General features: G+C 70.5%; 13 protein-coding genes. 6 read left to right on the top strand and 7 right to left on the bottom strand.

Annotated elements, in window-relative coordinates; all coding sequences use genetic code 11:
- Nucleotides 1-49 precede the first annotated feature (49 nt).
- Complete coding sequence (locus AB0G15_RS15815) at nucleotides 50-172, bottom strand: hypothetical protein (RefSeq protein ID WP_362839667.1); 123 nt, start codon at nucleotides 170-172, stop codon at nucleotides 50-52.
- A gap of 379 nt (nucleotides 173-551) precedes the next feature.
- Between AB0G15_RS15815 and AB0G15_RS15810 the strand changes: the two genes are divergently transcribed.
- A complete protein-coding gene (locus AB0G15_RS15810; RefSeq protein WP_362839664.1) occupies nucleotides 552-1,838 on the top strand; it encodes an endonuclease Q family protein in 1,287 nt (428 codons plus the stop codon).
- Between the two features lie 49 nt (nucleotides 1,839-1,887).
- Here the strand turns inward: AB0G15_RS15810 and AB0G15_RS15805 are convergent, their stop codons facing one another.
- The 5 genes from AB0G15_RS15805 to AB0G15_RS15785 all read right to left on the bottom strand — a co-directional run bounded on the left by AB0G15_RS15805 (nucleotide 1,888) and on the right by AB0G15_RS15785 (nucleotide 6,013).
- Nucleotides 1,888-2,544 (bottom strand): DUF2064 domain-containing protein, encoded by a 657-nt coding sequence (locus AB0G15_RS15805; protein ID WP_362839661.1) that lies wholly within the window; start codon nucleotides 2,542-2,544, stop codon nucleotides 1,888-1,890.
- A 473-nt stretch (nucleotides 2,545-3,017) separates the two neighbouring features.
- Complete coding sequence (locus AB0G15_RS15800) at nucleotides 3,018-3,257, bottom strand: hypothetical protein (protein ID WP_362839658.1); 240 nt, start codon at nucleotides 3,255-3,257, stop codon at nucleotides 3,018-3,020.
- 162 nt (nucleotides 3,258-3,419) lie between these two features.
- Nucleotides 3,420-4,517, bottom strand: a complete 1,098-nt coding sequence (locus AB0G15_RS15795; RefSeq protein WP_362839654.1) for an LCP family protein — start codon at nucleotides 4,515-4,517, stop codon at nucleotides 3,420-3,422.
- A gap of 2 nt (nucleotides 4,518-4,519) precedes the next feature.
- Nucleotides 4,520-5,101, bottom strand: a complete 582-nt coding sequence (locus AB0G15_RS15790) for an RNA polymerase sigma factor (protein ID WP_362695091.1) — start codon at nucleotides 5,099-5,101, stop codon at nucleotides 4,520-4,522.
- A gap of 225 nt (nucleotides 5,102-5,326) precedes the next feature.
- On the bottom strand, nucleotides 5,327-6,013 hold the full coding sequence (locus tag AB0G15_RS15785) for a nucleoside/nucleotide kinase family protein (protein WP_362839651.1): 687 nt from the start codon (nucleotides 6,011-6,013) through the stop codon (nucleotides 5,327-5,329).
- A gap of 141 nt (nucleotides 6,014-6,154) precedes the next feature.
- Here AB0G15_RS15785 and AB0G15_RS15780 point away from each other — a divergent pair, with 141 nt between their 5' ends.
- The gene (locus AB0G15_RS15780; RefSeq protein ID WP_362839648.1) at nucleotides 6,155-6,679 is read left to right on the top strand and encodes a SigE family RNA polymerase sigma factor; all 525 of its coding nucleotides are present in this window, start codon (nucleotides 6,155-6,157) and stop codon (nucleotides 6,677-6,679) included.
- Entirely contained in the window at nucleotides 6,676-7,941 is a 1,266-nt protein-coding gene (locus tag AB0G15_RS15775) for a hypothetical protein (RefSeq protein WP_362839645.1), read from the top strand. The genes AB0G15_RS15780 and AB0G15_RS15775 overlap by 4 nt, the downstream gene beginning before the upstream one ends.
- An 81-nt stretch (nucleotides 7,942-8,022) precedes the next feature.
- Here AB0G15_RS15775 and AB0G15_RS15770 read toward each other — a convergent pair whose 3' ends face one another.
- On the bottom strand, nucleotides 8,023-8,757 hold the full coding sequence (locus tag AB0G15_RS15770) for a GntR family transcriptional regulator (protein WP_362839641.1): 735 nt from the start codon (nucleotides 8,755-8,757) through the stop codon (nucleotides 8,023-8,025).
- Between the two features lie 137 nt (nucleotides 8,758-8,894).
- Between AB0G15_RS15770 and AB0G15_RS15765 the strand changes: the two genes are divergently transcribed.
- From AB0G15_RS15765 to AB0G15_RS15755, 3 genes are all read left to right on the top strand, one after another.
- Nucleotides 8,895-10,181 carry an extracellular solute-binding protein gene (locus tag AB0G15_RS15765; protein WP_362839638.1) on the top strand — a complete coding sequence of 429 codons (1,287 nt, stop codon included), beginning with the start codon at nucleotides 8,895-8,897 and terminating at the stop codon, nucleotides 10,179-10,181.
- Nucleotides 10,182-10,264: 83 nt separating this feature from the next.
- Nucleotides 10,265-11,338 (top strand): sugar ABC transporter permease, encoded by a 1,074-nt coding sequence (locus tag AB0G15_RS15760; protein WP_362839635.1) that lies wholly within the window; start codon nucleotides 10,265-10,267, stop codon nucleotides 11,336-11,338.
- Entirely contained in the window at nucleotides 11,335-12,225 is an 891-nt protein-coding gene (locus tag AB0G15_RS15755) for a carbohydrate ABC transporter permease (RefSeq protein WP_362839633.1), read from the top strand. Before AB0G15_RS15760 ends, AB0G15_RS15755 begins: the two co-directional genes overlap by 4 nt.
- Nucleotides 12,226-12,259 lie beyond the last annotated feature (34 nt).

Genomic DNA, 12,259 nt, shown 5'->3' with positions numbered 1-12,259 from the left:
CGTCTACCAGGGGTTTCTCTATGCCGTCAGGCAAACAGGGGTCTTGCGATCACGCTGTGTCCAGCAGTCCGCCGTCAGGGGATGAAAAAGGCTCAGTAATAGGGCGGAGTTCGATTTCCTGCCGCTCCTTGAAACAGCGGTAGTTCTCGACCGCCATGCGCAGCAGAGCCATGGGGCCAATCCTAGCCAATCAGGAGTTCGCCGGTGGGGCTTAATGGCCGATGACATGACGTCTCATCGGGGCAGGGCCGATGAGGTAGCTCCACTCCGCTCTGACGGCCATCAGAATCTTTCCTAAGGCAGGGCCCGTGGAGTACGGGCAGCGGTGAGGCCAGGTCGGAACTGACGACGAATCATGCTCTCACTGCGGGACGATCTCACTTCCACGGCCCACCCGAGGTTTCGCGCCACGGCTCGTGAAGTCCAGCGGGCGTGGCGGATCGGTGGTGCGCGGCCGGTCCTTCCGGTGCGGAGTGGGGAGACCGTCACCGATCTGCGATGGTCCGGCTGCTCACCGAACTCCGTATCTGGCCTGTGGCAGAATGTGATGAATGCGGTTTCATGCTGACCTGCACATTCACTCGAAATACGCCCGGGCCTGCAGCAGAGACAGTGATCTGGAACATCTGACATGGTGGGCGCGGCGCAAGGGCATCGCGCTGATGGGCACCGGTGATTTCACACATCCGGTGTGGTTCGAGCAGTTGCGCGAGAAGCTCGTACCGGCGGAGCCCGGGTTGTTCCGGTTACGTGATGAAAGCGCCCCGGACGTCCTCGGTCCGCCGCCCGCCGGGGCGACCTCCGACCAGGTGCGGTTCATGCTGTCCGCCGAGGTTTCCACGATCTACCGGCGCGGCGAGCGCACCCGCAAGATCCACCATTTGGTCTACATGCCGGGCTTCGACGAGGCCGCGGCGTTCAACGCGAGGCTCGAACGGATCGGCAACCTGAGCGCGGACGGGCGGCCCGTCCTCGGCATGGACTCCCGCGCCCTGCTGGAGATCACCCTGAGCAGCGGCGACGGCGCCTACCTGGTGCCCGCCCACGTCTGGACGCCGTGGTTCGGCGTCTTCGGTTCGAAGTCCGGGTTCGACACGATCGAGGAGTGCTACGGCGAGCTCTCCGAACACATCTTCGCGCTGGAGACCGGGCTGTCCAGCGACCCGGCCATGAACTGGCGGGTCTCCGCCCTCGACCGCTACCGGCTGGTCAGCCACTCCGACGCCCACTCGCCGCCCATGCTCGGCCGCGAGACCACGGTGTTCGAGACCGACCTCGACTACTTCGCCGTCCTGCGAGCGCTCCGGACCGGGACCGGGTACGCGGGAACGACCGAGTTCTTCCCCGAGGAGGGCAGGTACCACGTCGACGGGCACCGCAAGTGCGACATCCGGATGGAACCCGAGGAGACGCGCGGGCGCGACGGGATCTGCCCCGTGTGCGGGAAGCCGCTCACGGTGGGCGTGCTGAACCGGGTCCAGGAACTGGCCGACCGGCCCGACGGTTTCCGGCCGGAGGGCGTGGCGGGCTTCCGCAACCTCGTACCGCTGCCGGAGATCGTGGGCGAGATCCTCGACGTGGGGTCGAAGAGCAAGAAGGTCCTCAGGGAGGTCGACAGGCTCACCGCCGTCCTGGGACCCGAGCTGGGCATTCTGGAGGACGTGCCGGTCGGCGACATCGCGGCCCACTCGCCGCCGCTCGCGGAGGCCGTCGGGCGGCTGCGCCGCGGCGAGGTGATCCGGGAACCCGGGTACGACGGCACGTACGGCGTGATCCGGCTCTTCGAGCCGGGGGAGCTGGAGCGGGCGGACGAGGCCACCACCCCGACGCTCTTCTAGGCTTCCGTACCGCTTTCCAGGCTTCCGTACCGCCTCTCGGTGCCCCCGTTCACCGAAGCGCGCTCATCCTGGCGAGAGTGGCGGCGAAGAAGGACCGCGGGGCCTGCGCGGCCACCACGAACGCGTCCGCCGCGCTGTCCACGTCGGTGAGGCAGGGCATCGGGGCGACGCTCAACCCGGCCTCCCCCAGCCTCCGCAGCTGGATCTCGCCGGCGGTCGGCTCCGACATCGGGACGCCGAGCAGTAGGGCGGGGTCGGGGACGCGCAGCCCGAGCAGCCAGAACCCGCCGTCCGCCGCCGGGCCGAACACCGCGTCGTAGGCGCTGAGCAGGGACAGCGCGTAGACCAGCATGTCCGGAGTGACCTGCGGCGTGTCCATGCCGATGAGCACGACCGGCCCGGGCAGGAGCAGGTGGGCGTCGTCGAGGGCCGCGGCGAGCCGCTCGTCCGGCCCGCTCCCGCGCTGCGGCAGCACCGTGAACCCGTGCGGGAGCCAGGGTCCGGGGGCGCCCTCGAGCGCGAGCACGTGCCGGGCGACCGGGACGCGGGCGACCGCGCGCAGCGTGTCCTCGAGGGCGGCGGCGGCCAGCGCCGCGGCCTCGTGCGCGGTGAAGGGCGGGATCAACCCGGTCCCGGCCTTTCCGGCCACCGGCTCCCCGGCGATCACCACGACCTGCCCCCTGGGCAGCCCGCCCTGGGACGGCACGCGCCGCGACGGCTCGTCCCAGGCCCTCTGGTTCCGGGACGCCTCGACACGGAGTGTTTCGCCCCGGGAAGGTTCGGCCCGGGTGTACGGAAACGGGCCGGTGCCGTACCGCCCGTTCCCCGCGCCGCTCACGCGTCCGCTCGATCGGCCATGACCCGGTGCGTCGGAGCCGCCCGCTCGTCCGGGCCGGGCGACACCACGTCGATCTCCATCGTTCGACGCTAAGACCGGCGGACGGGCTCACCCCTGAGGGACGGTGGTGTGCTGCCAAGAAATGACCAGTTCAGGCCCATGGTCAGAGAATGATCGGAAATTCGGGCGGCCGGGCGCCGACGGCTTCCGCCTCACCGGCCGGAGCCGCCGGCACCCGGCCGGTGAGCCGGAGATCCGCGCCGGCGAGGACGCGTCCGTCGCTCGCGGCCCGCGTACGGCACATCCCGGCCGGCCCTGCCCCGCACGGCCCGCGTGAACTCCTACATGGTCTGCGTGAACGTCCGGGAACTGCTCTCACTGCTGAGGTAGCTCTGGTAGCCCGGCCCCCACGTCCAGGTCTCCGTACGGTCGCCCTTCCTGACGGTCACCGCCCCGAAGAGCGAGCACTCGCCCGGCACGGCGGGCCGGGGCGGGATGAGAGCGGCGGACGCGGCCGGCGCGGTGAGCGCCACCGTGAGGGCGGTGAGGGCGGCGGTGGTGATGCAACGGGCAACGGACATGGGTTCTCCCATGACGTGCGGATGTTTCCACGGAGATATCACCTTATTTCCGGAAAGACGAACCATATCGACCATCAAAACTCATACCGAGCCACATTCGGCACTATTATCCTTTTTATCCGCTTATGTCCTCGCCAGCACCCGGGGCGAGAGGCCCCCGGCTCACCCGGCGTCCTTCCTGATCCCCGCGAAGAGCCGCTCGGCGGCGGCCCGGTCCCACATGAGACGGTTCGGATCCTCGGGATGCGGACGGGTGGGAACCGTGGAGAACACGACCGAGCCGGGCGCGAACTTCGCCATGCCCCGCGCGATGGCGTACATCGCCCCCAGGTCGAACCCGGCATCGGTCCTGACCGATTTCTTCACCTCGGTGATGAGGGCGAGAAGCGTCGCGGGGTTGTCCATATGGCTGTTCGCCCTCATGAGCAGCCTGTTCATGAAATGCTGCTGGCGCTTGATCCGCTCCAGGTCGGTCCCGTCGCCGAAGTTGCGGAGCCGCACGTAACCCAGCGCCTGCTCGCCATTGAGCAGGAGACGCCTTCCCGCGGGCAGCCGCAGCTTCGCCTTGTGATCGTCCACCGGCCGCGGCAGCGTGACCTCCACCCCGCCGAGCGCGTCGACCACGCCCTTGAACCCGGAGAAATGGATCTCCACCGCGTGGTCGACATGGATCCCCGTGGCCGACTCGACCGTCTTCCACGCGCAGGACAGCCCGCCCGTGTGGAACGCCGAGTTGATCATGTCGTTTCTGGCCGGAAGCGCCGTCCCGTCCGGGGACTCGCAGGCGGGGATGCGGACGATCGAGTCCCTGGGGATGTTGACGACCCGGGTCTTCCGCCGGTCGGCGGAGATGTGCAGCAGGATCATCGTGTCACTGCGCATCCCCGCGGCTTCACGCCAGCGGGGATTGAGCGCCTCACCGTCGATCCCGACCACCAGGACGTTGAGCGCCTCTCCCTGCTTGTACGGGCGGTCTCCCGACGGACCCGGCACGGACGGGCCCGGTGCGAGCGGGCGCCCGCTCAGGAGCACGACGGGAATGACGACGACGGCGGCGGTGACCGCCGCGACCAGTGCGAGCATCGGCCAGCCCCGCATCGCGCGGGGCAGTCGCCACCGGGAGCGGGCCGGGGCGCGGGACAGGCTCCGGGGGGAGCCGGCCGAGGCGTCGAGCAGGCGCGCACGCTGGTGCGCGAGCGTGGCGGGCGGTTCGTGCTCCAGCTCGCGGCCGAGGTCGCGGAGCATCGTCAGATCGTCCATGGTCACTCCTCCTCGTGCATCGGATTGCTGTCGCCGAACTCCGCGCGCACCTTCCGCCTGGCCCTGTTCAGGCGGGACCGCACGGTGCCGATCGGGATGTCCAGCGCCCGGGCGACCTCCACGTACGACAGGTCGCTCCAGGCGACCAGCAGCAGGACGTCGCGGTCCCCGGACGAGAGCCCGGCCAGCGCGCGGGCGAGCGCCGGGCGGGTCACCTGTGCGGTGACCTCCGCGACCACCCGGTCGGCTGGGGGTTCCACGGTGCCCTCGGCGGGGCTGCGCCGCAGCGCCCGGTAACGGGCGGCCTCGGTGCGGTGGTGCCGGGAGACGAGCCTGGTGGCGATGCCGAACAGCCACGGCCGGGCGTCGGCGTAGGCCAGGTCGTAGTGGCTCCGGCGGGCGAAGGCGACCAGGAACGTCTCGCCGACGAGATCTTCGGCGATCTCCGGGCCCAGCCGCCGGGAGACGTACCGGTAGAGCATTCCGGAGTAGCGGTCGAACAGCGCCGCGAACGCCTCCGGGCGGGTCCGCGACTCGTCGATGAGGTCGCAGTCGCGAGTCTGGGCGGTGAGTGGCGCGGTCATCGCGGGCACCATGGCATGAAGGCCGGCCTTCCCGTCGGAAAAGTGATCAGCGATGTATCGCCACGACCCCCCGACCGGGTTCACGGTCCATGAGAAGGCCCACGAGACGGCCTGCCCGCGAATCGCGCGGCTTCCCCGGACCCGGCCTCGCCGGGCCGACCGGTCTCCGTCCACCGCCCTGTCTCGATCGGCCTGTCTCAACCGGTCCGCGTCAAACGGTCCGCGTCAGCCTGGCCCCGTCTCGGGGTCGCCGATCGAGCGCAGGACGGCGTCGGGGACGACGAGGTCGGCGCGGGAGCGGGTGGTGGCGATGAGGTCGGCGTTGCGCTGGTCGGTTCCCAGCGCCCAGGCAACCGCGGCGTCGGGGTCCTTGCCGAAGCGCTCGTGCCGGGAGACGAGGCGGCGCACGCGCTCGTCCGGGTCGAGGTCGCAGTACCAGACCTCGTGCAGCCAGGGCCGCACGTGTGCCCAGCCGCCCTGGTCGAGCAGCAGGTAGTTCCCCTCGGTGACGACGAGCCGGGCGGCCCGCGGGACCGGGATGCTGCCGGCGATCGGCTGTTCCAGGTCGCGTTCGAAGGCCGGCGCGTAGACCGGATCGTCCTCGTCCTCGCGCAGGCGGCGCAGGAGGGCCGCGTACCCGGCGGCGTCGAAGGTGTCCGGGGCACCCTTGCGGTCGCGGCGCCCGAGGCGGTCGAGCTCGACGTCGGCGAGATGGAAGCCGTCCATCGGCACGTACGCCACCCACTCCCGCTCCGGCAGGCCCTCGGGAGGCGCCGGCCGCAGCAGGCGGACCAGGTGTTCGGCGAGGGTGGTCTTGCCCGCCCCCGGGCCTCCGGTGACGCCGAGCAGCGCGCGGTGCCCCTCCCGTACGAGGGAGCGCGCCCGGACCACCAGGTCGTCGAGGGATGTCATCGGAGCAGACCACCCCGAACCGGGACAGTCGAGGTGGTCGTCACCTGAACGAACGTAGCCGAGCCGCCCGCCGACATCCAGCGCGGTCCGTGCGCATCGGCGGCGTGGTGCAACGTTTCCGGGTTCTTCGGCGTCTAGGCCATGACGATGGAGAAGGGACGGCATGTGGACGACGAGCCCGGTTTCGACGACTTCGTGGCCGAGCGGGGTGAGGCGCTGCTCCGTTACGCGTACGTTCTGACCGGCAACCCCCACGACGCCGCCGACCTCGCGCAGGAGGCGCTGACCCGGCTGCGCGACGCCTGGCCGAGGGTGCGGCGCAAGACCGACGCGCACGGTTACGCCCGGACGACGATGGCGCGGCTGCACGTCAGCATCTGGCGGCGGCGCAGGCGCGAGCATCTCACCGGGGAGCCGCCCGAGCGGACCTGGGAGGCGGTCTTCCCCTCCGACGAGGACCAGGGACTCTGGCAGGAGCTGGCCGCGCTGCCCCGCAGACAGCGCGCCGTGCTGGTGCTCCGCTACTACGAGCAGCTGGCCGACGCCGAGATCGCCGAGGTGCTCCGCATCTCCCAGGGGACCGTGCGCAGCCAGGCCTCCCGCGGCCTGGACAAGCTGCGGTCCTCCCTCTCCTCCTCACCGGCGGCCCACGGGAGCACGCGATGACCGACATCGAAGACAAGCTGAGCCGCGTCCTGGCCGGAGCGGCGGACCAGGTGCCCGAGCGGGCGCGGATCAGGCTGTCCGCGGCGGTCCGGGCACGCCGCCGCCCCCGGCGGGCGCCCGCCGCGCTGCTCGCGGCGGCGGCCGTGGTCGTGGTGGCCGGCGGGGCGGGTACGGCGGTGCGGGCCCTGGGCCCGCCGGCCGTGAAGCAGCCCGCGGTGAGCGCCACGGACGCGCAGGGGCCGACGCCCCAGCCGCCCCCGGCCCCGGAGGAGAAGCCGCCGCCCATCGAGCGGGTATGGCCGGGGGCCCTGCACAAGCTACCCGCCAAGCTGCCCGACGGCCGCGCCTACTACCCGCAGTCGCTTCTCGACGATCGGACGATGCTCGTCATGACGGGGAGGAGCGACGGGGCGAGGCAGTTCCTGTGGACCTACGACCTGGAGGGTGGCGGCCCCCGGCGGATCGCCGAGATCCCGACCAGGAACTCGACGCTCTACGCCGAAGGCGTCACCGCGGGCGGCGGGGACGTCGTCTGGTGGGCGTCGTACAAGGAATCGGGCAGGCAGCGGGTCGCCCGGATCTGGACGGTGCCCGTCGGCGGCGGCACCCCTCGGAAGGTGGCCGACGTCCCGCTGGAGGACATCATGAGGAAGGGCCACATCGGGAAGCTGGAGGTGGTGGGCCGGGACGTGGTCTTCTCCCTTGAGAGCGGCGGGGTGTACCGGGTGCCGCTGCGCGGCGGCGAGCCGCGGGCGGTGCCGGGGGCCGAAGGGCGGTACCTCCTGCGCTGGCCCTGGGTGGGCCTCCACCTCGATCGGGACAATCCGCGCATACAGGGCAATGTGACCAATTTGGTCGTCTTCGCCAAACTGTTCAACGTCGAGACGGGGGCGCGGCGTGACGCGGTGGTCAAGCCCGAAGAGAAATTCGTCAGGTGCGGCATCGACCGGTGTTACGGCCAGAGCCTGCCCACGGGGGCCGGCCCACGCAACTTCGTCCGCGACCGCGACGGTTCCCGGGAGCGGGTGCTGCCTCCCGAGATCCAGCTGGGCGACGATCCCGGCCTGGAGCGGTTCTACAAGAGAGCGCCCGTGACCGGCGGCGTCTTCCTCTACGACCTGGTCACCGGCACGTCCGCCGATCTGGGCGTGCGAGGGAAAAAGATGGGAATCACGCCCCTCCCCGACGGCGGTTTCGACCGGCTGATGGCATACCGGGTCGGGAAGAGGATGTACGTCGTGGACCTGGCCGCCATCAGGTGAGGGAGGGAAGGGCCGGGGCTCGTGCCCGGCCCCGCCTCCCGGGGAGCGTCCGGGGATCAGCTCTCGGAGAGCGTCCGGGGATCAGCCGGAGTCGGCGTTGAAGGACAGCTCGGAGGTCACCCGGTAGCGGTCGCCGCGGTAGATCGAGCGGGTGAACTCGACGATCCGGCCGTTGACGTCGCGGGTGGTGCGCTCGAAGAGCAGGGCCGGGGCGTGCTGGGGGACGTGGAGGAGCTCGGCCTCGGTCTCGTCGGTGACCGTGGGTTCTATCGTCTGCACGGCGCCCCGGACGTCGACGTTGAAACGTTCCCGTAGCAGCCGGTAGAACGAGCCCGACTCCATGTCGGCCGGGACCAGTCCGTCGACCAGGGCGTACGGCAGGTGGATGCGCTCGATCGCCATCGGCTCGTCGTCGACGACGCGCAGCCGCACGACCCGCAGGACGGCGTCGGCGGGAGAGAGCTGGAGCCGGCCGGCGAGCCGGGCGCCCGCGGGGGTGGAGCCGAACTCCAGGATCCGGCTGAGCCAGTTGCCCTCGGCGGGCGGCGCGTAGAACGAGTTGCCGGTGGTCGAGGCCAGCGCCTGGGTGACCCGGTGCGGTCCGGTGAACGTGCCGCGCCCGTGCTCGCGGACGAGCAGCCCCGACATGACCAGATCGTCTATCGCCGCGCGCACCGTGGGCCGGGAGACCCCGAGCTCCTTGCAGAGATCCCGCTCGGAGGGGATCGCCTCGCCCGGCTTCATGTCGGCGATGAAGTCGAGCAGGACGTCGCGCACCCGGTCGCGCTTGAGCCCGGACCTCAGGTTTAGAGTCACCGCCCCAGCTTACCAAGATCTTACCTATTTGTTACCTGTCGTCCCCGAAAAAACAGGCCTTGACGACAGAAGTGGTAAGAGCCACCCTATGCGGAGCAGGCCAATTACTTACCAATATCTGACCTCTGGGAGTACCGATGGGGTACCGCCTCCGCGCCACCGCGGCAGTGTTGACACTCGCCGCAGGCCTCACCGCATGCGGCTCCTCCGAGCCGTCCCCCTCCGCGGACTCGCCCGGCTCGGCCGGCACCGGGCAGGGCTCCACGAACCTGACCGTGTGGGTCATGCGCGACAGCTTCTCCGACGCCCTGCTCGACCGCTTCCGCACCGACTACCAGGCGGCCCATCCCGGCGTCACCCTCGACATCCAGATCCAGGAGTGGGACGGCATCGGCCAGCGGGTCACCAGCGCCCTGGCCAGCAACGACGCCCCGGACGTCATCGAGGTCGGAAACACCCAGGTCGCCGAGTACGCCGCCAGCGGCGGGGTGAAGGACCTCACCGACAAGATCACCGATCTGGGCGGCGCCGACTGGCTGCCCGGCCTGGCGGAACCGGGCAAGATCGACGGACGCCAGTACGGCATCCCGTGGTACGCCGCGAACCGGGTGGTCATCTACAACAAGGACCTGTTCACCAAGGCCTCGATCACCTCCCCGCCCAAGACCAGGGACGAGTGGCTGGAGGTCACGGCCAAGCTCAACAAGGGCGGTGACCAGGGCATCTACCTGCCCGGCCAGAACTGGTACACCCTCGCGGGATTCATCTGGGACGAGGGCGGCGACCTCGCCGTCAACGAGGGCGGCACCTGGAAGGGCGGCCTGGGCACCCCCCAGGCGCAGGCCGGGGTCGAGTTCTACCGGAAGCTCCAGGCGCTGGGCAAGGGCCCCAAGGACTCCGACGAGGCCAAGCCGCCGCAGGCCGACGTCTTCGCCAAGGGCGACGTCGCCCAGCTCATCTCCGCCCCCGGCGGCGCGGTGGCGATCGAGAAGGCCAACCCGGATCTCAAGGGCAAGCTCGGGTTCTTCCCCATCCCCGGCAAGTCCGCCGACAAGCCGGGCGCGGTGTTCACCGGCGGCTCCGACCTGGTCATCCCCGAGGCGTCGAAGAACCCCGAGGCAGCCTACGAGGTGGTCAAGGCGCTCGCGGGTGAGAAGTTCCAGACCGACATGGCCAAGGAGATGAGCTACGTGCCCAACCGCGTCTCCCTCGCCGGCGTGCTGAGCGACAACGAGGCGACGGCCGCGATGGCCGCGGGCGCCGCCAACGGGCACGCCACCCCCAACTCCCCCAACTGGGCGGCGGTCGAGGCCAAGAACCTGATCAAGGAGTATCTGACCAGGGTGCTCACCGGAGGCGACCCCGCCACCGAGGCCGCCACGGTGGACCAGGGCATCGCCGAGATCCTCAACACCAAGTCCTGACACCCGTCCACCGCGCACCGGCCCGCGGGAAACCGCGCCGGACCCCCACCCGTCCGTACCGCCCGCCCGCTCCGAGGAGTGTCATGCCCGCTGCCCCCCAGGCCCCGGCGGGGCGCCCGACACGGCGGCGCGCCCGCGACCGGGACGCCTCCGCACCCGAGCAACCCGAACAGCCCGGACAGCCCGGACAGCCCGGACAGCCCGGACGGAATGGACCGCCCGGACGGCCGGGACCGCCCTCGGCGCGCTCCGGGGCGCGGCCGTCCCGGATCGCCGGCCTCTGGCCGTACCTGCTGATCGCGCCCACCCTGGCGGGCACCGCCTACCTGCTGCTCTACCCGCTGATCCGCAGCGTCGTCATCTCCTTCCAGCACTTCAGGACCGGTGAACTCATCCGGGGCGGCGCGGAGTTCGTCGGCCTGGGCAACTACGCGGAGGTGCTCGGCGGGGCGGAGTTCTGGGCCGTGGTGCGCAGGACCCTGGTCTGGACGGCCGTCAACGTCGTCCTGATCATGGTCATCTCCACCGCGGTGGCCCTGATGATCGCCCGTCTGGGCCGGGGGATGCGCCTGGCCGTGCTGGGCGGCCTGGTGCTCACCTGGGCCACCCCCGTCCTCGCCGCCACCACGATCTTCCAGTGGCTGTTCCAGTCGCGGCTGGGGGTGGTCAACTGGCTGCTGGTCACGCTGGGGTTCGAGTCCTTCAGGGACTACACCTGGTTCGCCGACGGCACGTCCACCTTCGCCATCCTGGTCGCCCTGGTCGTCTGGCAGTCCGTGCCGTTCGCCGCCCTCACCCTCTACGCGGGGCTGACCACCATCCCCTCCGAGCTGTACGAGGCCGCGCGGATCGACGGGGCGAGCGGGCGGCAGGTCTTCACCGCCGTCACCTTCCCCATCCTGCGACCGCTCTTCGGGCTGATCGCCTCGCTGGAGGTGATCTGGGTGTTCAAGTGCTTCGCCCAGATCTGGGCGATCAGCAAGGGAGGCCCGGGAGAGGCCACCACCACGCTGCCCGTCTACGCGTTCCAGGTCGCGCAGTCGCTCCACAAGTACGACCTCGGCTCGGCGATCTCCACCCTCACCGTGCTGATCCTGATCGCCCTGCTGATCACCCACCTCCGGCGGATGCTCAAGCACGAAGGGGAGGAAACGTGACAGTCCTGACACCCGGCCGCCCGGCACCGGACCGCACACCGCCCGGCCGCCTGACGTCCGGCCGCCTGCTGCGCCGCGCGCCGCTGAACCTGGCGGCCCTGGCCGTGCTGGCCGTCTCGGTCTTCCCCGTCTACTGGATGGTGCTGACCGCGTTCAAGCCCACCAGGGACATCCAGTCGCAGACCCCGACCTTCTGGCCCGCCAACCCCACCCTGGATCACTTCGCGACCGCGGTGAGCGCGGACGGTTTCTGGACGTTCTGGCGCAACAGCCTCACCGTCACCGCGAGCGCGGTACTTCTCGCCCTGGTGGTCGCGTTGCTCGCCGCGTTCGCGGTGGCCCGGATGCGCTGGCGCGGGCGCAAGGCGTTCATCCTGATGGTCTTCATCGCCCAGATGGCCCCCTGGGAGGCCCTGCTGGTGTCGATGTTCATCATCGCCCGCGACACCAACATGCTCGACAAACTGTCGATGCTCACCCTGATCTACTTCATGACGACGCTGCCGTTCACCATCGTGACCCTGCGCGGGTTCCTCGCCGCCATCCCCCCCGAGCTGGAGGAGGCGGCGCTGATGGACGGGTGCGACCGGGCGACCGCCTTCCGCCGGGTGGTCCTGCCGTTGCTCGCCCCCGGTCTGATGTCCACCTGCCTGTTCGGCTTCATCACCGCGTGGAACGAGTTCGCCTTCGCCAACGCACTGATCATCAAGAACCAGGACGACCGGACCCTGCCGGTCTGGCTCTCCTCCTTCAGCAACGTCTTCGGCACCGACTGGGGGGCCACCATGGCCGCCTCGATCCTCTTCATGCTGCCGGTGCTGCTGATCTTCCTCGTCCTGCAGCGCAGGGTCACCTCGGGAATGATCGCCGGCTCCGTCAAGGGGTGAGCGGGCCTCCCCGGGCCCCGCTCCCCACCACGCT

It is taken from the genome of Streptosporangium sp. NPDC023825, assembly GCF_040639575.1.
Taxonomy (GTDB): domain Bacteria; phylum Actinomycetota; class Actinomycetes; order Streptosporangiales; family Streptosporangiaceae; genus Streptosporangium.
The sequence above is the reverse complement of the archived record's forward strand: the minus strand, read 5'-3'. Positions and strand labels throughout refer to the sequence as shown.